General features: G+C 62.0%; 25 protein-coding genes. 12 read left to right on the top strand and 13 right to left on the bottom strand.

All coding sequences use genetic code 11. From position 1 onward, the window contains the following. Positions 1-978, top strand: coding sequence for an aldo/keto reductase (locus tag C447_RS09990; RefSeq protein WP_007693458.1), 978 nt, complete (start codon positions 1-3; stop codon positions 976-978). A 21-nt stretch (positions 979-999) separates the two neighbouring features. On the opposite strand, the gene C447_RS09985 is transcribed toward C447_RS09990, so the two are convergent. Genes C447_RS09985 through C447_RS09975 form a run of 3 tightly spaced genes read right to left on the bottom strand, consistent with a single transcriptional unit; the run spans position 1,000 to position 4,354 of the window. Beyond that, on the bottom strand, positions 1,000-3,159 hold the full coding sequence (locus tag C447_RS09985) for a thioredoxin domain-containing protein (protein ID WP_007693455.1): 2,160 nt from the start codon (positions 3,157-3,159) through the stop codon (positions 1,000-1,002). Between the two features lie 46 nt (positions 3,160-3,205). Further along, positions 3,206-3,493, bottom strand: a complete 288-nt coding sequence (locus C447_RS09980) for a hypothetical protein (protein WP_007693453.1) — start codon at positions 3,491-3,493, stop codon at positions 3,206-3,208. A gap of 54 nt (positions 3,494-3,547) precedes the next feature. After that, positions 3,548-4,354, bottom strand: a complete 807-nt coding sequence (locus tag C447_RS09975; protein ID WP_029602002.1) for an SDR family NAD(P)-dependent oxidoreductase — start codon at positions 4,352-4,354, stop codon at positions 3,548-3,550. Positions 4,355-4,519: 165 nt separating this feature from the next. Between C447_RS09975 and C447_RS09970 the strand changes: the two genes are divergently transcribed. Both C447_RS09970 and C447_RS09965 read left to right on the top strand, forming a co-directional pair. Then, positions 4,520-5,377, top strand: coding sequence for a hypothetical protein (locus C447_RS09970; RefSeq protein ID WP_007693446.1), 858 nt, complete (start codon positions 4,520-4,522; stop codon positions 5,375-5,377). Between the two features lie 183 nt (positions 5,378-5,560). Continuing rightward, complete coding sequence (locus tag C447_RS09965) at positions 5,561-6,805, top strand: tyrosine-type recombinase/integrase (RefSeq protein ID WP_007693444.1); 1,245 nt, start codon at positions 5,561-5,563, stop codon at positions 6,803-6,805. 1 nt (position 6,806) lies between these two features. Here C447_RS09965 and C447_RS17950 read toward each other — a convergent pair whose 3' ends face one another. From C447_RS17950 to C447_RS09955, 4 genes are read right to left on the bottom strand one after another with little or no spacing between them, the layout of a single operon-like run. Continuing rightward, positions 6,807-6,956: a hypothetical protein gene (locus C447_RS17950; RefSeq protein WP_153300722.1), complete on the bottom strand. Its 150-nt coding sequence runs from the start codon at positions 6,954-6,956 to the stop codon at positions 6,807-6,809. Then, a complete protein-coding gene (locus tag C447_RS17945) occupies positions 6,953-7,099 on the bottom strand; it encodes a hypothetical protein (RefSeq protein ID WP_153300723.1) in 147 nt (48 codons plus the stop codon). Before C447_RS17945 ends, C447_RS17950 begins: the two co-directional genes overlap by 4 nt. Then, positions 7,096-7,338, bottom strand: a complete 243-nt coding sequence (locus tag C447_RS09960; protein ID WP_007693443.1) for a hypothetical protein — start codon at positions 7,336-7,338, stop codon at positions 7,096-7,098. The genes C447_RS17945 and C447_RS09960 overlap by 4 nt, the downstream gene beginning before the upstream one ends. Continuing rightward, on the bottom strand, positions 7,335-7,967 hold the full coding sequence (locus tag C447_RS09955) for a hypothetical protein (protein WP_007693440.1): 633 nt from the start codon (positions 7,965-7,967) through the stop codon (positions 7,335-7,337). Before C447_RS09955 ends, C447_RS09960 begins: the two co-directional genes overlap by 4 nt. A 368-nt stretch (positions 7,968-8,335) precedes the next feature. Here C447_RS09955 and C447_RS09950 point away from each other — a divergent pair, with 368 nt between their 5' ends. The 4 genes from C447_RS09950 (at position 8,336) to C447_RS09940 (ending at position 12,274) form a co-directional block, all read left to right on the top strand. Beyond that, positions 8,336-8,647: a hypothetical protein gene (locus C447_RS09950; RefSeq protein WP_007693438.1), complete on the top strand. Its 312-nt coding sequence runs from the start codon at positions 8,336-8,338 to the stop codon at positions 8,645-8,647. 385 nt (positions 8,648-9,032) lie between these two features. Beyond that, a complete protein-coding gene (locus C447_RS18560) occupies positions 9,033-10,337 on the top strand; it encodes a hypothetical protein (protein WP_237713473.1) in 1,305 nt (434 codons plus the stop codon). Between the two features lie 332 nt (positions 10,338-10,669). Beyond that, on the top strand, positions 10,670-11,569 hold the full coding sequence (locus C447_RS17670; protein WP_007693435.1) for a hypothetical protein: 900 nt from the start codon (positions 10,670-10,672) through the stop codon (positions 11,567-11,569). Between the two features lie 6 nt (positions 11,570-11,575). After that, a complete protein-coding gene (locus C447_RS09940; RefSeq protein WP_007693433.1) occupies positions 11,576-12,274 on the top strand; it encodes a hypothetical protein in 699 nt (232 codons plus the stop codon). Positions 12,275-12,354: 80 nt separating this feature from the next. On the opposite strand, the gene C447_RS18435 is transcribed toward C447_RS09940, so the two are convergent. Then, the gene (locus tag C447_RS18435) at positions 12,355-12,591 is read right to left on the bottom strand and encodes a hypothetical protein (RefSeq protein ID WP_007693432.1); all 237 of its coding nucleotides are present in this window, start codon (positions 12,589-12,591) and stop codon (positions 12,355-12,357) included. Between the two features lie 455 nt (positions 12,592-13,046). Here C447_RS18435 and C447_RS17665 point away from each other — a divergent pair, with 455 nt between their 5' ends. Both C447_RS17665 and C447_RS18340 read left to right on the top strand, forming a co-directional pair. After that, positions 13,047-13,580, top strand: coding sequence for a DUF7342 family protein (locus tag C447_RS17665; protein ID WP_152416143.1), 534 nt, complete (start codon positions 13,047-13,049; stop codon positions 13,578-13,580). A gap of 85 nt (positions 13,581-13,665) precedes the next feature. Continuing rightward, positions 13,666-14,109 (top strand): hypothetical protein, encoded by a 444-nt coding sequence (locus C447_RS18340; RefSeq protein WP_193361391.1) that lies wholly within the window; start codon positions 13,666-13,668, stop codon positions 14,107-14,109. Between the two features lie 176 nt (positions 14,110-14,285). On the opposite strand, the gene C447_RS18945 is transcribed toward C447_RS18340, so the two are convergent. Beyond that, a complete protein-coding gene (locus C447_RS18945; protein ID WP_079255082.1) occupies positions 14,286-14,483 on the bottom strand; it encodes a hypothetical protein in 198 nt (65 codons plus the stop codon). A 194-nt stretch (positions 14,484-14,677) separates the two neighbouring features. On the opposite strand from C447_RS18945, the gene C447_RS09930 reads away from it, so the two are divergent. From C447_RS09930 to C447_RS09920, 3 genes are read left to right on the top strand one after another with little or no spacing between them, the layout of a single operon-like run. Then, a complete protein-coding gene (locus C447_RS09930) occupies positions 14,678-15,229 on the top strand; it encodes a hypothetical protein (protein WP_007693430.1) in 552 nt (183 codons plus the stop codon). Beyond that, complete coding sequence (locus C447_RS09925; protein ID WP_007693428.1) at positions 15,226-15,714, top strand: hypothetical protein; 489 nt, start codon at positions 15,226-15,228, stop codon at positions 15,712-15,714. The genes C447_RS09930 and C447_RS09925 overlap by 4 nt, the downstream gene beginning before the upstream one ends. Further along, on the top strand, positions 15,711-15,983 hold the full coding sequence (locus C447_RS09920; RefSeq protein ID WP_007693426.1) for a hypothetical protein: 273 nt from the start codon (positions 15,711-15,713) through the stop codon (positions 15,981-15,983). Before C447_RS09925 ends, C447_RS09920 begins: the two co-directional genes overlap by 4 nt. Positions 15,984-17,288: 1,305 nt before the next feature. Here C447_RS09920 and C447_RS09910 read toward each other — a convergent pair. From C447_RS09910 to C447_RS09895, 4 genes are read right to left on the bottom strand one after another with little or no spacing between them, the layout of a single operon-like run. Next, positions 17,289-19,028, bottom strand: coding sequence for a hypothetical protein (locus C447_RS09910; protein WP_007693423.1), 1,740 nt, complete (start codon positions 19,026-19,028; stop codon positions 17,289-17,291). Beyond that, positions 19,025-20,425 carry a hypothetical protein gene (locus C447_RS09905; protein ID WP_007693422.1) on the bottom strand — a complete coding sequence of 467 codons (1,401 nt, stop codon included), beginning with the start codon at positions 20,423-20,425 and terminating at the stop codon, positions 19,025-19,027. The genes C447_RS09910 and C447_RS09905 overlap by 4 nt, the downstream gene beginning before the upstream one ends. Then, a complete protein-coding gene (locus tag C447_RS09900) occupies positions 20,422-21,519 on the bottom strand; it encodes a hypothetical protein (protein ID WP_010612687.1) in 1,098 nt (365 codons plus the stop codon). The genes C447_RS09905 and C447_RS09900 overlap by 4 nt, the downstream gene beginning before the upstream one ends. Before the next feature lie 21 nt (positions 21,520-21,540). Next, entirely contained in the window at positions 21,541-22,035 is a 495-nt protein-coding gene (locus C447_RS09895; protein ID WP_007693420.1) for a hypothetical protein, read from the bottom strand. Positions 22,036-22,055: the final 20 nt, after the last annotated feature.

The raw sequence follows: 22,055 nt of genomic DNA, 5'->3' as shown, positions 1-22,055 counted from the left end.
GTGGAATATACGACCCTCGGTAACACGGGCATGACGGTGAGCAAGATCTGTCTCGGCTGTATGAGCTTCGGGAGTTCGGACTGGCGCGAGTGGGTGCTCGAAGAGGAGGAGAGCCAGGAGATCATCGATAGAGCGGTGGATCTCGGGATCAACTTCTTCGATACGGCGAACATGTACTCGCGAGGCGAGTCCGAGCGCGTCGTCGGCAACGCGCTTTCGGGCTACGACCGCGACTGGCTGGTGCTCGCCACCAAGGTCTTCAACCCGATGGACGACGACAACCCCAACGCCCAGGGGCTCTCGCGCAAGGCCATCGAACAGGAGCTCCAGCACTCCCTCGACCGGCTGGGGATGGACACCATCGACCTCTATCAGACCCACCGCTGGGACTACGACGCGCCGATCGAGGAGACCCTGCGGACCCTCGACGACGCCGTCCGCCGGAATCAGGTGCGCTACATCGGCGGCTCGTCGATGTGGGCCCACCAGTTCGCGGAGGCCCTCCACACCAGCGATTCGCTCGACCTCGAACGGTTCGCGACGATGCAGAACCACTACAGCCTCGCCTACCGCGAGGAGGAGCGCGAGATGCTACCCCTCTGTGAGAAGGAAGACGTGGGAGTGATCCCCTGGAGTCCCCTCGCGCGGGGCTACCTCACCCGTCCCCACGAGGAGTTCGACACCACCACTCGGGCGGAGACCGACGACTACGCGAAGGAACACCCCTACGCCGCGAACGGCGGCCAGGAGGTCAACGAACGCGTCGAGGAGCTCGCCGAAGACGAAGGGGCGACGATGGCCCAGATCGCGCTCGCGTGGATGCTCCACAAGGACTGGGTCGACGCGCCCATCGTCGGCACCACGAGCGTCGAACACCTCGAAGACGCGGTGGCGGCGCTCGACATCTCGCTCGCCGAGAGCGACATCGAATACCTCGAAGAGCCCTACGGGCCGGTGCCCGTCTCGGGTCACCAGTGAATCAGGTGGTGAGAATCGTTCTCAGTTCCCGTCGAAGCCGAGTTCCGATTCGGGGTCAGATCCGTCCTGAGGACCGAGTTTCTCGACCCACGACAGCGCCTCCTCGATCTCCGTCTGTGGCGGCGAGCAGGTGAACGACCGGCAGACGTAGGCCGTTGGATCGCCGTCACGCTGGGTTCGGTCGGCCCAGATGGGTGGGGACTCCGCGAGGTCGAGGGTGTCGAGCCAGGTCCCCAGGTCGTCGTCGGTCCGCGGGCGGCGCGTGAGCACCCGGCCGGGGAGGAACTCCCGACCGATCCGCTCGCGCCACGCGTCGGGGAGCGAATCGGCGACCACGGTGAGTTCGAGCGATCCCGCACTACGACGTTCGGCCGCGAGCGCGAGCGAGGCGCGTGCGAGCGGCGAGGATTCGATTGTCTCGGCGTGGGTTTCGAGCACCCTCTCGGCGATCCCGGCGAACTCCTCGTCGGGGGCGAAGTGGTCGAGCGCGAGCAGGGTCTCGACCGCGACGCCGGTACTGGAGGGCGTCGACTGGTCGTCGAGTTCCTGTGGGCGTGCGACGAGCGACTCGCCGCTGCTCGGCGTGAAGTAGAGGGTCCCCTCCTCGGGGTCCCAGAACTCCGATTCGATGGCTCGCGCGAGGTCGAGCGCGAACCCGAGGTGGTGCACGTCGCCGGTCGCCTCGTAGCAGGCGAGCGCGCCGCGCGCGAGGAAGGCGTAATCCTCGAGATAGCCGTCGATCTTCACCTCGCCATCCTTGTACCGCCGGGAGAGCCGCTCTTCCTCCTCGTTCCAGAGCTCCTCGCGGACGAAGTCGAGCGCCGCCACTGCGGTCTCCGCGAACCGGGGGTCGAGCGCGAGCCCCGCCTCGGCGAACGCCGCGACCATCAACCCGTTCCAGCCCGCCAGCACTTTCTCGTCGCGGTCGGGTCGCGAGCGCTCCGCGCGCGCCGCGAACACGGCCTCGCGGGCGCGTTCGAGGTCGGCCTCGACCTCCTCGACGGTGGTGTCGTATTCGTCGGCGAGCCCCTGGACGTCAGCAGCCAGCGTCAGCACCGTCGTTCCGTTCTCGAAGTTGCCCGACTCGGAGATCCCGTAGCGTTCGCAGAACAGCTCGGCGGCGCGGTCGTCGCCGACTGCATCGTGAACCTCGTCTGGTGTCCAGACGTAGAACGCACCCTCCTCGCGCTCGCCCGATTCGTCCACGCTCTGGGCGTCGAGCGTACTGAAGAATCCTCCTTCGGGACTCGTGAGTTCGCGTTCGACGAAGCCGAGGGTCTCGCGGGCGACCTCGGCGTAGCGCTCGTCGCCGAACAGCCGGTAGCCGTCGAGGTAGGCCCGGACGAGTTCGGCGTTGTCGTAGAGCATCTTCTCGAAGTGGGGAACCGTCCACTCGCGGTCGGTGGTGTAGCGGTGGAACCCGCCGCCGACGTGGTCGCGCAATCCCCCATCCGCCATCGCGTCGAGCGCCTCACGGGCGACGGTCCCGAACTCCTCGTCGTCGATCCGGTCGGCGGCTTCCATCAGGAGCCGGAGCCGGCCGGTCTGTGGGAACTTCTGACCCCGACCCGAGCCACCGTACTCCCGGTCCGCGTTTCGCACGGCGCTCCTCGCAGCCGTTTCGAGGAGTTCACTCCCCGGCGGGTCGCCCGGTTCCGGGGTGGCTTCGAGTTCGCCCGTCATCGCATCGGCCCACTGGTCGGCGCGTCCCTCGATGTCCTCGCGCTCGGTCTCCCACGCCTCGGTGATCGAATCGAGGAGGTCGAGGAACCCGGGCTGGCCGCGTTTCGCCTCCGGCGGGAAGTAGGTCCCGATGTAGAAGGGCCGGCCATCGGGCGTGAGCCAGACCGACAGCGGCCATCCACCCCGTCCGGAGACCATCCCGATCACGGTCTGGTAGAGCCTGTCGAGGTCGGGCCGCTCCTCCCGGTCGACCTTGATCGGGACGAAGTCCTCGTTGAGCCGTTCGGCCACCCGCTCGTCCTCGAAGCTCTCGTCGGCCATGACGTGACACCAGTGACACGACGAGTAGCCGATCGAGAGGAATATCGGGACGTCGTGCTCGCGGGCCGCCTCGAGCGCGTCGTCGTCCCAGGGCTGCCAGTTGACGGGGTTGTCGGCGTGCTGGCGGAGGTAGGGACTGCGTTCGTTATCGAGTCGGTTTCGCTCGGTGACGGTCATGGCTCGGCGTACGCACCCGAGACGGGTAAAATACCGTTCCGCGTCCTCAGGCCCCGAGTTCGAGCGAGAGCCGGTCGATGTGGACCTTCTCGTCGTCCTGGAGCATCCCGAGGACGCTCTGATTGCCGGTCGGCTCGGCGTCGAGGCCGGTGATCGTCGGGCGGTAGCCCGCGTCGAGCGCCCCCTCGAAGAAGGCGAACGCGGTCGGCGCGTCGAGGTTCCAGAGGTCGACGGTGAGCGAGCCGTCGGCACCGAGGCCGTCGCGAGCGGTGGCGAGTTCGGCGGCGGCGTCCTCGAGCTCCCGGTCGTCCATGTCGATGGTCACGTCTGCCATACCGGGACGATCCGCCGAATCGGGATAAGCGGTCGGGTCGACGCGGTGGATTCGTTACGCCGAGTCCGGGTCGGCGGGCGTCACGGGCGGACCCTTGATCACGACCGAACGACCGGTGACGAACGAGGCGGCCGGGCTGGCGAGGAAACGGACCAGGTCCGCGACCTCACCTGGGGTCCCGATCTCGCGGTCGACGTCGCTCCGGTCGGGGTCGTCGACGCCCATCCGCTCTTTGATCGTCTCGGTGGCGACGTAGCCCGGCGAGACCGCGTTGACTCGGACGTCCTCGGCGGCCCACTCGTTCGCGAGCGTGCGGGTGAGCGAGATGACACCCGCCTTCGCCGCGCCGTAGGCCGACATCCCCGGGATCCCGTACTCGCCCGCCATGCTCGCGACGTTGACCACCGCGCCGCCGCCGTCGGTGAGCGCGTCGGCGAACGCACGGGTTACGTTGTAGGTGCCGGTGAGGTTCACCCGAACGAGGCGGTCCCACTCGTCGGGGTCGAGCGAGTCGAGATGCGAGAGGTCGCCGCCTCCGCCCGCGTTGTTCACGAGGACGTCGACGTCGCCGAACTCCTCGACGGTGGCCTCGGCGAGCGCTTCGACCTCCTCGCAGTCGGTGACGTCGGCTTCGACGGGAAGGACCTCGCCCGGGAGGTCCTGGCCGTTCAGCTCGTCGGCGACGGTCTCGACGTCCGCTTGCGAGCGCGAACAGACCACCACGTCGGCCCCGTCGGCGACGAACGTCGCGGCTATCTCGCGCCCGATGCCGCTCGACCCGCCCGTGACGACCGCGGTGTGGTCGGCGACGCTCGATCGTCTTCGGACCGTCTCGGTCGAGCGATCGGAGCCATCAGTCATCGGTCGATCGTAGTGCCGTCCGTCGGATAAGGACCGGGAAACGAGGGATATACGGTCGGGCCGCAGCCGTGTCGTCGACGTCTCCAGCGACGGGATCGGGATCCGTTCGCGACCGACCATCGGGCGGCTACGTTTATACGACGCTGGCGACAACGGGAAACGACCGTGTGCTCAGCGTTCTCGCTCGATCGATTCCGTCGACCCGAGTACACCGGTGAGAACCGGTGTCTCCCGTGTACGGCGACCAACGTCGGCATCGCGGCCGTGGCCGGCGCGGTAGTCGCGCTCGTCTGGCCTCCCGCCGGCGCGGGCGTGCTCGCGTTCGGTCTCCTCGCGATCTACCTCCGGGGATACCTCGTCCCCGGGACGCCGACGTTCACCCGGCGCTACTTCCCCGAACCTGTGCTTCGCGCCTTCGACAAAGCCGACTCGTATCCAACGACCCCCACCGACCGACCGGCGGCCGATCGACCGACCGAAGCCTCGGAGCCGACGCTCCTCGACGACCCCGAGGCGGTGCTGTCGGCGGCCGACGCCGTCGAACCCGACCCCGAGGCGGACGACCTCCGCCTCACCCCGGCGTTCCGTACCGCGTGGCACGAGCGCATCGACCGGATCCGAACCGAGGGAACCGAAAAACGCGCCCTTCAGACGCTGTTGGGCATCGACGAGGCGGTCCACCTCGACGACGAGAACCCCGACGGCGTCGTGATGGCGCACACCGAAACCAGACCGGTCGGCTACTGGGAGTCCCGCGCGGCGTTCCTCGCCGACCTCGCTGCCGCGGTCGAACTCTCGTCGCGATACGACGGCTGGGGTCGACTCCCGGTAGAAGGCCGAAGTCAGGCCGTCAACGGTCTCCGGGTCTTCCTGGATCGCTGTCCGACCTGCGGCGGCGAGGTGGTCTTCGGCGAAAGCACCGTTCGCTCCTGCTGTCGGTCGCACGACGTGCTCGCCGTCTCCTGTGTCGCGTGCGGCGCACGGATCCTCGAAGTCGACGCGCCCGAGATGGAGTCCCGATAGCTTCCGGATACGGTCGGTTGTCGACGACGGCGGAAGATGGCCGTCCGACTCGGATCGACGATATCAGGTGACACCCCAAGAACAACGGCTATTAGCGGGAGGGATTTTGTACAACAGTTGAATAGTCCCGGGCAGACTACGCACTAGACGTTCATAGTCCACCCGTCCATCGCTCGATCCACGATGGCCGAGATCGGCGACGTCCAGGGGTTCGAAAAGGCGTACAGTCAGCAGCTCGAAAAGCTCCGATCGGCCGACATCGATGAACGCGATCGGAAGAATATTCGATCGCTCGTCCAGCAGCGCAACGTCAACGGTATCCAGAAGTCGACCAACGTCGGCACGCTCAACCGGTGCCGACTCGCTGCCGAGCGCGCCCACAAGCCCCTCATCGAATTCGACGTCGACGACTACTACGGTTTTCACGACGCCCTCGAACTCGACCACGACCTCGCCGACGGCACTCTCCGAAACTACCGAAAAGCGCTGAAACGCTACGCCGAGCACACCGATCTCGACTGGGCCGAGGAGGTCGTCATCGGCAGGGTCGCCACCGCCAACGACACCATCGACCCCTCGAAGCTCCTCACCGACGACGAGGTGAGTGCCATGCTCGACGCCGCCGCGGGTGGTCGAAACGCCGCCCGCGATAAGGCCATCATGGCGATGCTCCGTGACTCGGGGATGCGCGTCGGCGCGCTCTGTAATCTTCGGATCCACGACGTGGAGTTCACCGAGAGCGCCGGCGAGTACACCGTCCAGGACCTCCCCGGAAACAAGGATGCCGAGGGAACGCGGCCGTTCACCTGGGCTCGCGCACTCCTGGTCAACTGGCTCAGTGTCCACCCGAGGCCGAACGATGACGATGCCCCGCTGTTCACCAAGTCCGACGACGACAACATCGTCTCCGGTCCCGGTGAAGCGCTCTCGACGGGAGCCGTCCGGAAGATGCTCTACACGACTGCCAATCGGGCTGACATCGACATCGATCGCGAGCGCGTCCGCCCGCACAACTGGCGGGATACCACGATCGCCGACTGGAAGCTCGACGGGCTCTCCGACCAGCAGATCAAACACCGGTCGCACCACGTCGAGGATTCGGATATGCTCTCGCGATACGGTCCGCTCGAGGACCGCGAGATGAACGAATCCATCCTCGAACACTACGGGATCGAGGAGGGGACTGCTCGAACGCCCGACCTCGAACAGTGCCCGCAGTGCGGGACGAGCGTTCGACCTGGTGCTCACTTCTGTCAGCAGTGTGGTCTCGCCTTCGACGACGCAGCTCGCGAAAAGCTCGAGAGCGTCAAGTCGGGCGCTCGTGACCACACCGTCGACGAGGACGACCCCGGGAACCGGGAGACACTCACCAAGATCGCCGCGGCGGCCGACGTCGACCCTGCCGATGTCAATGCACTGCTCGACTGAGCTACTCATCACTGGCCCCTTCGTTGTGGTTTTTGACCATCTGGCTGAGTAGGTCACCGAACTCGTCGTCGTACTCCTCGGCCATCTTCTCCATGCGCTCCCAGTCCTCGTCGGTGAGCGCGTCGATACCGCGGGCTGCCATCTGGCTCATCGACTTTCACCACCGAGTTCCTCGCGCTCCCAGCTGTCGACGAACCGCTTCGGACGACCAGTGATGAACCGGACGACGACGTACACCGCGTACATTAGCACGAACAGCGCGCCGAGATCAGTGAGCAGCGCGAGCGCGCTCACGAGAACCCACCCCAGCGTTCCTCTTTCGAGCCACCAGGTGTTTTCTTCACGAGCCCGTCGAAGCCGTAGATCTCGCCGCGTTTGCGGAGGTCTTCGAGCGCGGCCTCGACGTTCTCGCGGGTTGCCTGGCTGTGGGCCGCCGCGCGGTCGATGACGTCGACGCGCTCGACGCCGTCGGAGTGACCTTCGTCGAGTACGTGGAGGATCGCCTTCGTTGGGCTGGCTTCTTGGAGGCTCATCGCAAATCACCTCGCACACGGCGTGCGTGCTCAGGCCAGTGGCCGGGATCGACCTTCGCGAGTAGCGGATCCTCGCCGGTGCCACCGTCGGCAACGAGCACCGTCGACCCGCCACCCATGTCGGGGGTATCGAGGGTGCCGTTAGTATCCCCGAGGTTGTACCCTCGTGCTCCGTCGTGGTCGAGCGAGTAGACGGCGACAGCACCCATCTCGAAACGGAGCCGAAGCCGGTCGCGGTTGCGGACGTTGGAGGTGAGCTTGAGGTCATCGTCGCGGTGGGGCTCGACGTCGACGCGCTGGACGTCGTTTCGCGGGTCGAGGATGGCCGAGACGTGCCCGTGGTGCATCTGTGCGAGCAACCGACCGTCGTCTTTCGTCGCCTCGAACTGGACGGTGTCGCCCTCGTCGAGCCCGGCGAGAATGTCGCGATCCGTGCGACCACCATCGGTGACGGTCTCGCCACCTGCGGCGTGCTGTTTGCCCTCGCACTCGTGGCGGATGTGGTCGGTGTACGAGCCCTCGATCGGCTCGTCGCACAGAGGGCAATTCTCGGGGGTTTTGGTTTTGTCCTGGTCTTTGGGCTTCGCGTCGCCGTTCGACTCGCCGGGCCAGCTGTTCCATCGGGTCATCGGGCGACCCTCCGTAGGGTATATGCTGCGTGCGCTCGGGTATTGAAACGGCGGTTAGCTCCCCTAACCCCCGTTTTCCTGTGTTCGCTGACTGTCGAGCCGCGGGTTCGTCGTTCGTTACACCGCACCGTCGTCGTGAAGGTATCGGATTTAAGATACCTCGGAACGTACTTGATCATAGCTTGCGTGTCCGCTTGACTCGTTCAAGCCCTGGTGAGGGCCGCAAGCCTGGTCGGAGGTGATGGAACACCTCCGGCCCCGTTTTACGGGGAGCCATGTGACCAGTGCTTGCTATTGAACCACCAAGAGCGCGACCCACATAACTTTTGCTCTTGGAGGTGTAATACAGAACAACGATGAGTGTGCAGATGAACGGGAACGCCGGTGATTTAGAACCCCCTTCGTATTTGGAAGGTGTGCACCGGGAAGTCGACTGGATGCAACCTTCCGACAACTACATCTTAGAGTGGCTTTCCCATGCTGGCAAGCAAACTCCGCACACCATCGGTTTGAACATCGCCTACTCCTACGAAACCGCGTCACACCGGTGCCCGATCCTCGCCAACCACGGGTTACTAAACCGTATTGAGGGGGAGCGCGGCGTCTACGAACTCTCCGACCTCGGACGCCAGTATCTCGCTGGCGAACTCTCACCAGAGGATCTCCAAGACGACGAGTAGCCTGTGTTCTCTACTGCCATTCATCAGCGTACAACCAGCCACCTGCACGCGGGATAAGAATCTGGGGCAACCTTCCAGAAGTGGAGTGAAATAGAATATTGCGATGGACTATTGGTGCAATTTGAGCCGCCATAATACCTGGGGCCGCGTTTCCACTTTCCACTTCTGGCAATTGTGGCGGTCCCGGCGGGCTCCGGTCAAGTCTTACCTAACGCCAGACGAGCCTCCCGTTCGAATGTTTGGTAAGACGCGAGTGACGGGCGTAGCGGGACCCTGTGGGAGTCATCCTACAATCTGAGTCAACGCGCGGGTAAATGGGTTAACCAGGCACCCTCTATCCATAGGGGGCGAAACATTATGATAATGGCAGTTCATGATTGTTCACATGGCTATTGCTGACAAAATCCCTGGTATGAAACCAGGAGCTACAGGCCGGAACGTTGCTATTGGCGCGGTACTCATGGTCTTGATTATCGCCCTTTTGCCGTTCCTGATGATCATAGTCCCGGTCGCGATCGCGCTGAATATCAGAGGATCCGGCGATCGGGTAGCGAACTCGCGGGCGTCTGCCCTTCCAGGCCTTTCGTCAGGTGGTTGGAAGGCAGGTCTGGCCGCATTTGTTTACTTAGCGCTCATTATCGGGATCGCCAGCGCGGTAGTTCCAGTGTCTGATACCGGTACGAATAATTCCTCAGCAACCGAGAATGAATCAGTCGCCGCTGCTGAATCGACAGCGAACGCTTCGACCGAGACACCCACCACATCGACCGCGACGTCGGCCGCCACCAACGCGAGCTCGGCGAGCGGGAACGAGAGCGAAAGTAGCGGACCATCCGACCCACAAGCGAATTCGAGCGTGGAGATCGTGAATAGGGTACCGTCGAATTCGGGGAACGGCGTGGAGTCCTTCGATGTCCGTATTCACGCTAACACGACACTCCTCAACTACGACGCGGAAGGTGACAACGGCGAGCCGTACTTCCGGGTCAATATCAACGGCGAGCAGGTGACAGCCACCGGGCAAGTCGACCGAGCGGACAACGCCAATATTACGGTGCCAATGAACCGGTCGGTGCTCTCGGGCTGGGGCCAGACGGATCTCAATGTCACTGCGATACTGGTCGATCGCGACGCGATATTCGACGACGAGGTCACACAGTGGTCGACAAACGTGGCGTACTCTCCACCGCCGACACCAACACCGACGGAGACGCCGACCCCAACACCGACGGCGACCGAAGTGGCCTCGACCCCGGCCGAGGCACTGCCGGACACTGTCCAGGTCTCGGAAGCGGAGGTCGATACACCGACTGCGATTGAAACCGAGACGGGCGATCAGGGACCAGAGTACTACGAGACGCTCATCCAGGCGGGACTCTCTAACGAGGGTGTCGCTGTGGAATCTGTCGATACCACTGCCGGAAGTACGTATCTCGAATATACGACGATCTCCACCACTCAAGGCGACCTCGCAAGTGAGATTGGAATGGTAGCTGGTGCATACGCCTTCGCTATTGGCGACGGATACGAGAGCAGTGATATGCAGGTCACAGTCCTCGGTGCAGACGGCTCGGAAATCGGGACGTATGAGGTGCAGTCCGAATGGGCTGAGCAGTACAACAACGGCGAAATAACGGGAGAGGAGTTCTCGATTCGGGTGCTGGAAACGCTCGAAACCGAAACCGTCTGATCTGGCACCGATAACGGATCTCCACTTTTCCGAGTTACAGCGGAAACGCGGGGTCCGGAGCAGTTCTTACCTAACATCTAGCGAAAGTCGCATTCTAATGTTTGGTAAGATGCCTACGGCCGTCGCCGGACGGCGACCTCGACCCCGCCATCGCGAGCGCGCACTTCCGAATCGTGCAGCTCGTCGACGTGGAGGCCGTACTCCAGGCCGCCCGGCGCGGTTCGTGAAAATCTACACTAAAACTGCCGCTCACTCCCTCTGGTCATTCATGATAGGGTGCGCACGTCGGAGGCTTCAACACGCTTATCCCGCGCAGCAGCGAATACCACACTATGTCATCGTCCGGCTGCGGGGGGGCCGAATATCTCTGCTATCAGATTTTACAGCAGATGGAGCAGAGGTCGGACAAAGACATATATGAAACTGAGTTTAACAAACTGTGCTATATGGCACACTATACCCTTCGAGGTGAAGGGATTGATACTGGGTTGCCCGTGTACTGGTATCAATGGGGGGGCGTAGCCGATATTAATACCAACGAATATCCTGTCTCTTACGAACGGACGGGAGACGGGACCATCGTACACCTCAGAGAGCTATCCGAATCTACGTTCGACGTTGGACGTTCTATTCGCGAAGGCGTTGTCAGGGTCGCCAGATCGCTAGCAAACCGCTATAAAAACGTGTACGGTGTAGACACAATAATAGATGATTCATATGACGAATTTGCTCCAAACGATTTCATAAAGGCATTCAATTCGTTCCGCGCGACTCTTCAGGAAGTTGAAACTCAGCAATCAACTTTGACTAGCTCATTTGGGGAATCCGAGGGCAAGATGGAAACACTGCGCCCTCAGATGAATGCCCTACTCCAGACTTATCCGTCAGATGAGTACACCAAAATGGAGCCACAATTCCGGCAGTGGGATAGCGTGACCCGGCAGTTGGCCAAAAACAATCAAATAGACGAACTGGAAGCATTCTCACTGAGATTCTGGGAAGCGATAAGCCGTGTGGAACTTCGATTAGCGCATAACGATAATATACCCAGTGAGAAAATCGCCAGATGGACTGCAGAACGAGAACACGAATATGACGAGTTTTCCGCCGAGGTCTCTGAATATAGATCGGTCGCACTGGAAAGCCGGCAACCAACCTCTAAATTGGACGACGTCGCTAATTCGTACAGTAGCACCGTCAGACGGATGGCACGAGACAGTTACGACGAGTGAAAACAGATGTGTGAGGCCAACGTCTTGGACACGGGCGTGATGCTGGGCGTCACAATTGAGAAAGATTCTCACCACGAACTCTGTTTCGATTACGTCACAAACGGAGAACCCTGTTATGTTTCTCCCACGGTGAGGACGGAGTATGAGCGCAAAAAAACAGGGATCAGGGAAGACCTCAATCAGGAAATAGTTGAGCACCGTGGTGCTTTTGTCGAAGAAGTGGAGTCGGACCCCCTGACTCCCAGTGCGATTGAATGGGTGTGTGCCGAACTCCTCGATCGAGACATGAAATCATTTCGTTATCTAAACAAATACTACCAGAAGAAGCGCGATGAGAGTCGTGTCCGGCCGATTCAAAAAGTGGAAGTCGAAATGGATTTGGAAGAAATGGGCATGGAAGTATGGGAGGACGCTGCTGAGGACAAAGGGGGCGCGGAATCGTTTTTCATTGACTGGGACAAAGGTATTGAGAGTTATCCAGATGTTCAACGGAATCTCCTAATCCACGAAGGGGACGATCCGCAAGTCTGTTTAGAGGCCCATCATATCGCTATCTGCTTGGATTCCCCAACTGAGATCGGCACCACAAATTCCACCCACTTCATCGATAAGCACGGAAACGAACCTGTATCTCGCGAGGAGAACATTCTTGAAGTGACCCGCTTGGAGAGTGTTTGCGACTTAGCTTGGCACGGTAGAATTTGATCGGTGGGCCGAGGTCCCATCACTATTTGTCGCCTCGAAGTTACCCCACTCGCTCAAACCAAGTCCGAGGCGAGGGGTAACTACTGCGAATTCAGCCCGTAGCGGAGTTGCTGATCGCGCCGTCGAACCACGACCTCAACCCTACCGTCGCGAACGCGCACTTCCGAACTGTGCAGCTCGTCGACGCCGACTCCCTCCCGGCGGGCGACCGCCGCGATCGCGCGCTCGGATGGGTGCTTTTCCTCGGCGTAGATCTCGGCGCGCTCGGTCTGGTCGATTGTAACGAGCCACCAGCGTTCCGCGCGTCCGATATTCACTGTCCGTGGCTGTGGCCTATCGACAACCCAAGCACAACCCTGCTTCCAGATAGGGCGCGATGAATCGTTTTGAGCATTCTTTACAGGCGACGAGCGTCAGCGATGGGGCGTTGGACATAGCGATGTCTCTATCGGCCGATGGATAAGGGACCGCCAAGCGCGGTGAATGTGATCCGCTAAGACAATCCGTCAGCTGCACCTTACGACAAGGGCAAGTTCCCACCCCCGCTGCTCGCGTGGGGCCGTCGAGCGAGCGTCACCGGCGAAGGCGATGAGCGCCTCGGCGACGAGCAACCAACATTTCGGTGCATGGCCGCGGTAGTCGCGCTATCTCATAGGAGGCATCGCATTCCCCTGGTAGCCTTGGCTATGCCAAAAGAGATATTAAAGAGGGTCATCAACTATTTGATGAGCTCAAGCACAGGGATACGACCACAATCAGACAAAATAAAACGATGGTGACACAGGAAGAAGAGCTAAGAGGCACTGAACAGTGGGAAGCAAAGACAGAAGGGTTTGATAGAATCCTCTCCGTAGCGCTAACACTGGAAAAACCAAGGCCTGTCTCATGGATAAGTGAGGAAGCCCGTGTTTCGGAGAACACCGCTCGAAAATACTTGGAGCGCTTTCACGAGATGGACGCATTGACGGTTGCTGAGCAAGGGGCTACTACCTATTACCCCAACTCAGCATATCTCCGATTCCGCGATGTTTCCCACGTCGCGACGGAACTAGACCGGGAAGAGTTAGAAAAAAGAGTCACCTCGCTGAGTGAAAAGTCGGAAGCGATTGGGGAGATGTACGAGGCCAGTGGGCCTGGTCAACTCCGAGAGCGGGTAACTGATGAAGACATATCCACAGATGAACTGAGAAAGCTTCGCGAAGCAGCATCTGAGTGGGAATCTTTGGATTACCGCCTCTCGATCTCTCGAGAGGCTCTAGAACGATATGACCAGCACAACATGAGTCACCGGCAACAGGTGGTATAATTCAATGAATGGCCCGGCTTCGAGCGGATCGCCGGGCCCTCTCTCGATAGAAAGTTCTCCCAGCGGCGGAAAGCGAGCGCGGATCTTGACTATCATCATCGAGGAGCTCAAAAAGGTTCCCTCGACGGAGATTGTCAACTACGCTGAAACACGCACAGGGATAGATCATCAAGTTGTAGCCACATTCGATACGGGTATTTTTGCCAACGGAATCATTGCGGATCATGATGCAAAAATCTACGCAAATTGGTGGCCACAACCAGCACCAGACAAAGCCGAGTTCAAATTCCACTATACGGATTCATCTGGGTATGACTGTGGTTGGCATCGTCAAAAGAATGAACACGTAGATGGGTTAGATCACTTCCAAGAGCGGACGGATTCGGAGGAAGAGTACGAGTACGAAGCAGTTGAATTTGAGCAGGACAATCCTACAGGATTGGTTTGGGAGATTGCCGATGATAAACTCAAGAGACGTGTTCAGACCCAACATGACCCTAATTTCCGTCTCAGTGACTTCACGGACTAATTCACCGTTAGACGCCGTATTATCACGCCTCGTTGTGTTATTTAATCATGCTGTTCTAGTTATTCCCTTTTAATATAGATTTTCAACCTACCTCATCTCACGGGAGTGGACGATGCGTAAGCATCATCTCTGAGCTAGACCGGCTCTCGAGACATGACCTCACGAAGATTCAGTTTTTATCCCTCGCATACTACCTCACGAATCTCCTTGAGCAGCTCGGGATTATGCTCGGCGAGAACCTCGACGTCGCGTGTGAGCTCGTCACCGATGCGCCGGCGGATACGAGATGTAGCCTGATACCGCCGATCACGGCCATGATCGCCTGCGATTTGTTCTCGTTCCGTCTCGGTTAGCATAGCGCGAGTTTTCGCCATGCCACGGTATTCGGGCCGTTCCATTACAGTATTTGCTAAGTGAGCCAGCGGCTTATAGCTAATCGTATTTGCTAATCTTAGCAAATACGAACAGTTATGTGCTTAGCTAATGTACTAACATCTGTAGCCCGGAAAAGCTCGGAGGAGATCTGAGCCGGTGCTTGAGACACCGACTCTGGGTTACCAGACAACCCATGCAGCACCACGACCTCGTGGCTCTTGAAGGCCGCGAACTAGACGATGGAACGACGCAGATCACCCGCGCGCTCGACCTCGACGACGCCCGGCCCATCGAGGTGCCTGGCGGCGACGTCGTCTTCGTCACCGAGCTCGCGCGCACCGACGACGACCAGGCCCTCCACCGTGTCGGCGACCTCCCGATCGCGTCGACGTCGGTCTACGACCGAGAGCAGCTCACCGACGCGCTCCTCGAGGCTGAGTACCCGGTGGGATTCGTGGAATTCGCCACCGAAACTTCGCTCGGTGACTCCGGTCCACTGGCCGCGCACCTCGCCGAGTCCCGCGACCACGACCACCCGGCGGCGATCGAGAGCGCTGTCGCTAGCAAGCGGGCTCTCACCGACGGCGGTGAGCCGAGCGACGCGAGGCGAACCTCGTCAGAGCAGAGCTCCGACGACGGCGATGAGGTCGACCACACACCTCGCACCGAGTCGGTCTGCTTCGACTGTGGCGCGTCGTACCCGACCAGCGGGTCGTGTGACTGTGGCGGGGTCGAGGAGCTATGACTCGCGTGCGCGACGTCAACGGCCGGTACGCTCCCGAGGCAGGCCCGGACCTCCACCGAGCGTTTGCCCGGATGGCTCTCAACCAGGCCGAGCCCACGCACGCGGGCTCACTGCCCGACCGAGAGACGATCAAGGCGTGCGCTCCCGAGGAGGGCGACCCCGACGCTGACGGGACGGTGTACCTCGTCGCGATGCGAGGGTACGTCGACGCCGAACGCGGCGAACGTCGCGTCGTCGCGGAGTACGTCGGCTCCGGCGACGCCTACCTGGCTCGCGACGTCGAGGGCGCACGACTCGTCCATCACGACGGCGAGTTCGGTATCACGATGCCGACCGGCACGGTCTCGGAGATCCCGCGCTCGCTGCGGGTCGATCCCGAGGAGTGCCGGCACGTCGACGAGGTCGCACACGTTGGAGAGGCCGCGAAAGAGCGGTTCCAGGCCGTCCTCGACACCCATGCAGAGCTCCTCGGAGGTAGCAAATGAACCCCAGCGCCGCGCTCCAGGCCGTTCGCGGGATGGCGGTCGGCCACGACGGCCTGGTCCGCTGTACGAACGCTGACTGCAACGACGAGTTCCACGAGGGCAGCGCGATCGGGGCGGTCGTCTACCGCCACTCCGACGACGGCCAGTGGACGGTCGGGCGTCTCTACGGCGGCCCATGCCGCCCCAGCCATGTGCGCTACCCGATGGTCGGGACGGAAACCCACATCATCCACGCCCGACTCGGCACGCTCTCGGACGTCGTCGAGTAGGACCACCAGCTCGCGATCGTCGCGCCCGAGGTCGTAGCGTCATCACCTCCAAAACAGGGCTACGAACGCGCGAATCACCGCAGCTACGCCGGCCCCTAATTCACTCTACTGAAGTTTTTCGTAGTTGGAGTAGACGTTGAGGGCGCTATCGTGATTGGAACTGAGCGACAGGATCTGCCCGTCGAACGCGACCTTATCATACGTATTACCCCACACGGAACCGGAGACCGTGTTTCCAGCGATGGTGTAGCCATCAGCCCCCTCGCCCCGGTCGTCGTGAAGCCCCTCTCGAACCGAGCCGCTGACGGTAAATTCGTACTCCGCAGATGCGTACTCTTCATCGGTGAAGAGGATCACCGCTTGGTCGGGGCGCTGCCCGACGTGAGCGGCTTTGCCGTCAATGGTGACGCGAGCCTCGCCGTCGAGATCGAAAGCTTGCAGCTCTCCATCGTACTTGTAAGCATCCTTTCCGGACTGTACCGAACCAGCCGCCCCATACTTGTTCCTCCTGTCATCCTGGTCGATTGTTGCCCCATACGCTCTACTTACCAGTGGGTACGATTCCGTCGCGAACGAGTAATTAGCGGTCCCTTCGATGACGAGGGTGTGGTCGGGCCGCTGCCCAACTCGAGCGGCCTCACCATCAAGGTCAACGTCGATTGCACCCGACTGGTCGAAGTCGAACGAGTAGAGTGGACCAGTGAACGTGTAGGCGTCCGTTCCGTTCCCGACTCCCCCGTGGGCGCTGTTCCCGACGATCTCGTCGCTACTGTTGATACTCGCGCCATCGGCCGTACTCTTTTCGAGATTACCACCGACGGTAAACGAGTACGANGTTCCCGACGATCTCGTCGCTACTGTTGATACTCGCGCCATCGGCCGTACTCTTTTCGAGATTACCACCGACGGTAAACGAGTACGACGTGGAAGGACCAGTCCCCGTGATGACGAGTGTATGCTTGTCCGGAGCCGCTGTCGCACTTCCGACGGCACCGAGGCCCGCTATCCCGACTGCGCTTGCGGCGAGGAATTTGCGTCGCGAGACATCGACCGACCGCGAATCATCCGCATTTCGGAAGGTGCCGTTGGACTTCATAACCATTCACACCTCTCGGAGTTTTTGTAATAAGCTTTGTGCAGATTTTTGATATGTAATAAGCTTTCTGTATATGCGTACGAGAGCGCTTACGCGACCTGTATGATCTCGGGCATTGAACATTGCTGTTCACTTTGCACGCGAGTGTAGTGTCGCCACTGGTGACGGGCCTCTCCAAAGAGTCGAGAGCGCGGGCGGTGACTATCTGCTCACACCCAGCTCCGCTCGTTCCAGATGTTTAGCTCGGATTCATCGGAACTACCGAGCGCAACTCGATAGTAGTGCCCGTCCGGCACGAACGCCGACACCGAGATAGTCCGCTCCGAGCTGATGTCGCGAAGATAGGCCGCGTCGGCAACGCCAGCGGGAAAGCTCCCGAAAGACTCCGTCGGGGCGACTTTCAGCGTCGTGGCGATCGCCTGACTCCCCGACGAACCGTCGGCGTACGCCCGGACGAAGACCTCCTTGATCCCGCCAGTGGTGTTCTGGTAGGTCGTCTCGTAGGCCCGTTCGTTCTGTAGGTCCTCCCACGCACCGATGCCGACCGAGAGCCCTTCGACGTGCGCCGTCCCGCCGCGTTGGACCTCGGGCATATCGAGGTGTGTGTACTGCCGTTTGGTGTTGCCCGTCCCGTTATCCTCGAACAGGTTGTAGTTGTTCGGGCCGGTTCGGTAGACGACGGCCTCGTTCACGTTGCCGTCCAGGCGGATGGTCGGGCGGGTCTTCCCTTCGTGGTAGGTCACCTCAGCCCTATTCGAGTGGCCGCCCTCGCGAACTCGGATACCGCCCTCGCCCACACCGTCACCGACGAAGTTCTGGACCAAATAACGGTTCCCGAACCCGTCGGCATCGATGGCCCAGCCCTGGTTCTTGCGCGCATACCGGAGCGAGACCTTCATCGCGTTCGTGTTCGGGTTCCCGGCGTTTTCTTCGAGAAAGACGCCCGAGCCATCGTTGTACTGGACTGCGACGTCGTCGACCACCGACTGCGTGGGGTTGTTGCTCTCGGTGACCTGATGGATGTGGATACCGTGCGAGCCCATCGAGCGGATGTTACAATCGCGGACCGTCGTCCGCTCGTGGCCGATGATCCCCGACGTCGTATTCGACACTTGCGCCCGCAAGAACAGCCCTTTGATCGTCATGCGATCGAACCCCTCGAACGCCACGACGTCGGCCTGCTTGCGGACTCGCGGGGTCGCGTCCGGCTGGACTGCCCCGTCGATCCCGTCGCCCACGATCTTCACGTCGGGGAGGTTGACCTCGACTCCCGTCGTCTGGTCGTAGATGGCGGGTGGGACGTGGATCACGCTACCGTCGGCCACAGACTCGAGGATGTCGTTCATCAGACTCCCGAAGTCCTCGGTCGTGGGGTCCATCTCCCACACGCGGTTCGTCCGGCCGCCGGGCGTCGCCATGCTCTCGAACTCGACGGCCGTCTCGCGGACGTTGCCAAGCGGTGCGGGGGCGCGGAGGTCGTCGAGCGCGCCAGTCGAGAGCGATGGCGCGTTCGCCGTCACCAGGACCGTGGCAAGCGGGAAGCCCGGGATGTCGGCCATATCCGGCGGGGCCGGCCGGATAGCGTTGCTCAGATTCTCCTGGCTCTCGGAGACGGTCTCGCCCCAGTCAAGCGGCCCCTCGGCACCCTCCTCGACCGCGAGCTCGAACTCCTCGGAGAGATAGACTACGTCTCGGCGGGGCTGGCCGCCACCCTCGCTGATCGATACCGACTGCTCCTGGCTCAGGCTGCCGGATTCTCCTTTCACGACGGCTGGGCCAGGGGCGACGTCGAGCGCGTCGTTGCCCTCGCCGAGCGTGCCCGTCCCGCGGGAGACGAACAGCGCCGCGTCACCAGCGCCTGGGCTAAGGTGAGTCCCGAGCGCGGCCTTTGCATCGCACGTTACGAGGAGTGCCCAGTCGGCGCTGCCGTTAGTTCGTGTGAGAGTCATTGGTTTCCTCCAGGGTAGGGGTGCGGATATTCGTCGGTGTAGGCGTCTACTGCCTCGCTCGCCATCCCGCCCTCTATCAGCCCGGTCTGCTGGCGCTGGATGCCGCCGGCGAGCGGGTTGCGCGACTGGTTGATCGCTTGTGTGAGCCCACCCTCTTCGCTACAGTCGATCACCGTCTTCGCGTCGCTGATCATCGTGTGTTTGACCTGCTGGACACCGGTGTAGACGGGGCGCGCAGCGGGTGGTGCGGCGGCGTTGAACTCCTCGAAGGGGTAGAGATACCCCGGCACCACTCGCACCGGCGCGGCGTCCACACTCCCCGTGATGGAGTACTTGCCGCGGAGTTCGTCGAGCTTCGAGCGCGCCAGCACCGCGCACGCTTCGTTGCTCTCGAGCTCGTCGTCGGGCTCGGGCCGGTAGGTAATGAGCTTGCCCGCCGCGAGGTCGTCGATCTCCCCCTGTGGCGCACGCGCCTCGTGGCGATAGTACTCGGCTCGCGCCTCGTTCCAGGCCCCGCGAATCACGACGCGGTTGCGATACTTCGAGGGGTCGATCTCCACCTCGTGGTCCTTGTGCCAGTAGTCGAGCTCGCGGGCGACGGTTCCGGGACGGAACGAGTGAACGACGCCGGCCCTATCCGAGTGGTCCATCACGAACGCATAGCCGAACTCGTTGTGGAGCTCGGTCGCGATCTGCATCGGCGTGCCGCTCGCCTCGAAGCCGTCGGGACCGACCTCGCGGCGCGTCCCAGCGGGCGGCGGGTCGCAGTAGCCACGAACCCGGCCGTCGGTGAGTCCGGCGATGAAGCGCCAGAACTCGTTGATCGCTTGGCAGCCATCACCGCTCTCGACGGTGAACTCCTCGCCGCCGAAGGTGAGCTCGCGAAGGCGGCCGTAGCCGCCGACCGAGACCTTCCCGCTCGACGAGGAATACTTCGAGGGGAGCATCTGGCCGTGGAACAGCCGATTACCGTTGTGGCCGATTACCACGTCGGCGAGGTTCCAGCGAAAGAGCTCGTCGTTGCTCGGGATCTCTGCCTTCCACGACGACCGCGCGTTCACGTTGAGCGTGATCGAGAGCTTCGTCAGCGCTCGGCTTGGGCTATCCTCGGCAGCGTAAAGCGCCGTCTCGCCCGTCGCGCGTTCGAGCACGAGCGCGTAGCCATCGACGCTCGCGAGGAGCTGGCCGACCGACTTCCCACCACCGCCGCGGATCCCGGGCTGGGGCTGGCCGAGCGTGGTGGCGTTGAGGGGCCCGAAACCTGCCGGTCGTGTCGCGACCGACGGTGCCGGCGGTGCTGGTCCCCCAGGGCCACGGATCCCCGCTTCGGGGCCTCCGTAGGTCGTGGGGTTGAGCGGGCCGAATCCTGCCGCCCGCGAGACTGGTTCTGTGATCATCGCTGGTCCGACGGCGCTTCGAGTTCATCGGTGTTGCTGGACACGAACCCGCCCCGAATGTCGCCGTATCTCGCCCACGAGAGCTGATAGAGGACGTTGTTACCGTTGCTCCCTGGATCGTGGCGGACGAGGACGCGCCCGCTATCGCCTTCGTCCGTCCACGCGAAGAAGGGCGTTCCGAGGCCGCTATCCACATCTGTCTCGAAGGTACGGATGTGGGGTTCGGCGTTCCCACGAGCCTTGATCAGGGCTCCTCGAACCCACCCCGTCCTCGTCGCGCCGGCTTGCATCACCTCGAAGGTCACCGACCACGTCGAGCCGAGGTCGTTCGGCGCTTGCATCCTGATGATCGAGGTTCGGTCGGTGTCGTTGGGAAGGCGATACAGCGCGTCGCCCGTCTGGACGCGGCCGTACTTGTCAGGCGTCTTCCCGCCGAACTGCTCGGCGTTGCCCGCCGTCCCCGTGATGTTCATGCTTCGAGGGTCGTCCCCCGCTTCGAGCTCGGCGAGCGCATCGCCCGGCCTGAGAACCCCCTCGACACCGATCCCCTCCTTTCGGAGGTCGGTGATATACTCGTCTGCGAGGTCCTGGCTCGTTCCCGTCCCCTGAGGCAAGAAGACCATCCCGATGATAGCGGCCTCGCCACGGAGATCGCGTCCGGCGGGCGGTTGGACCGACGGCATCGCCTCGGCCGGCCAGAGCGGGAGCCCCTCGTCGTCGAGGCGTGCCCCGCCGAGCTGGTTCTCGTTTTCGAGAGCGGCGAGCAGGTCGCCGTCGATGAGGTCGCCCTCAAGCGAGTCGAACGTCGGCGACCCACCGCTATCCGGCGGCCCGCGGGCGATGATCAAGTCCCGGCGTGGGTAGCCCGTCGCGTTCGGGGTGAGCTCGACCGTACTCTCAGCGATCGAGTAGTCCTCGACATCGTCGAGGCGAAACGTGATGTCCGAGACAGTGAGCAGGGGTTCCGACGACGACGCAGCGATCGTGATTTCCCCGCCCGAACGGACGAAGGTGCCACGCTCGGCGTCTCGATTCGCGATCTCGTCGGCCGTGAACAATCCGTCGTTGAGGTGCTGTTGTCTGAATTTGGGCATGGTGGTAACTCTCCGTTGTGTTTACAGCGCGGGTGCTTCGAGGTCGTAGGCGAGCGTCGAGCGCGTCGGGTAGCGGTCCAGCGGAGCGAGGTAGACTAACCCTATCGAGAGCTGAGGCATCTCCGGATTCGGCGAAGCGTTCTCGACGCTCTCGACGATGAACCACCCTCCGTGGACGAACATCGAGTCGACTGGCGGCCGGAGACTCACAGCGAGCGTGCCGTTCGGCACCGCGCCATCGTGCTGTTCGGTGTAGGCGACTCGTCCGCCCGACTCGTGGAGTGTATATTTCCCGGCTCGCGCGCCGTACGCCAGCAGCGACCGATGGCGTTCGGTGGCGCTCCCCCATTCGCCCTCCGGCGAGTCCGACTGGAGGGTCGTGAGCGCGGTACAGTCGTAGGACGTACCGGGTGTGATAGTGGGCTCGGGACCGTCGTGGAGGTCGAGCGGGACGCCCGCGAGTCGCCAATACTGTTCGATCGAGTCGGTGTCGCTGGTGCTATTGGTTGCTGACATGAGTGTGGTCCACTATCGGT

Source organism: Halococcus hamelinensis 100A6 (genome assembly GCF_000336675.1).
Lineage (GTDB): Archaea > Halobacteriota > Halobacteria > Halobacteriales > Halococcaceae > Halococcus > Halococcus hamelinensis.
This window is presented reverse-complemented; position numbering and strand designations above follow the sequence as displayed.

Coding starts and splice junctions, on each gene's coding strand:
- C447_RS09900 (WP_010612687.1), bottom strand. CDS start 21,519: ATGCCCAAATTCAGACAACAGCACCTCAACGACGGATTGTTCACGGCC.
- C447_RS18945 (WP_079255082.1), bottom strand. CDS start 14,483: ATGGCGAAAACTCGCGCTATGCTAACCGAGACGGAACGAGAACAAATC.
- C447_RS09895 (WP_007693420.1), bottom strand. CDS start 22,035: ATGTCAGCAACCAATAGCACCAGCGACACCGACTCGATCGAACAGTAT.
- C447_RS09920 (WP_007693426.1), top strand. CDS start 15,711: ATGAACCCCAGCGCCGCGCTCCAGGCCGTTCGCGGGATGGCGGTCGGC.
- C447_RS17670 (WP_007693435.1), top strand. CDS start 10,670: ATGTCATCGTCCGGCTGCGGGGGGGCCGAATATCTCTGCTATCAGATT.
- C447_RS09940 (WP_007693433.1), top strand. CDS start 11,576: ATGTGTGAGGCCAACGTCTTGGACACGGGCGTGATGCTGGGCGTCACA.
- C447_RS09985 (WP_007693455.1), bottom strand. CDS start 3,159: ATGACCGTCACCGAGCGAAACCGACTCGATAACGAACGCAGTCCCTAC.
- C447_RS09980 (WP_007693453.1), bottom strand. CDS start 3,493: ATGGCAGACGTGACCATCGACATGGACGACCGGGAGCTCGAGGACGCC.
- C447_RS09930 (WP_007693430.1), top strand. CDS start 14,678: ATGCAGCACCACGACCTCGTGGCTCTTGAAGGCCGCGAACTAGACGAT.
- C447_RS17665 (WP_152416143.1), top strand. CDS start 13,047: ATGGTGACACAGGAAGAAGAGCTAAGAGGCACTGAACAGTGGGAAGCA.
- C447_RS09955 (WP_007693440.1), bottom strand. CDS start 7,967: ATGACCCGATGGAACAGCTGGCCCGGCGAGTCGAACGGCGACGCGAAG.
- C447_RS18560 (WP_237713473.1), top strand. CDS start 9,033: ATGGCTATTGCTGACAAAATCCCTGGTATGAAACCAGGAGCTACAGGC.
- C447_RS09925 (WP_007693428.1), top strand. CDS start 15,226: ATGACTCGCGTGCGCGACGTCAACGGCCGGTACGCTCCCGAGGCAGGC.
- C447_RS09905 (WP_007693422.1), bottom strand. CDS start 20,425: ATGATCACAGAACCAGTCTCGCGGGCGGCAGGATTCGGCCCGCTCAAC.
- C447_RS09960 (WP_007693443.1), bottom strand. CDS start 7,338: ATGAGCCTCCAAGAAGCCAGCCCAACGAAGGCGATCCTCCACGTACTC.
- C447_RS17950 (WP_153300722.1), bottom strand. CDS start 6,956: ATGAGCCAGATGGCAGCCCGCGGTATCGACGCGCTCACCGACGAGGAC.
- C447_RS09965 (WP_007693444.1), top strand. CDS start 5,561: ATGGCCGAGATCGGCGACGTCCAGGGGTTCGAAAAGGCGTACAGTCAG.
- C447_RS09950 (WP_007693438.1), top strand. CDS start 8,336: ATGAACGGGAACGCCGGTGATTTAGAACCCCCTTCGTATTTGGAAGGT.
- C447_RS09975 (WP_029602002.1), bottom strand. CDS start 4,354: ATGACTGATGGCTCCGATCGCTCGACCGAGACGGTCCGAAGACGATCG.
- C447_RS09910 (WP_007693423.1), bottom strand. CDS start 19,028: ATGACTCTCACACGAACTAACGGCAGCGCCGACTGGGCACTCCTCGTA.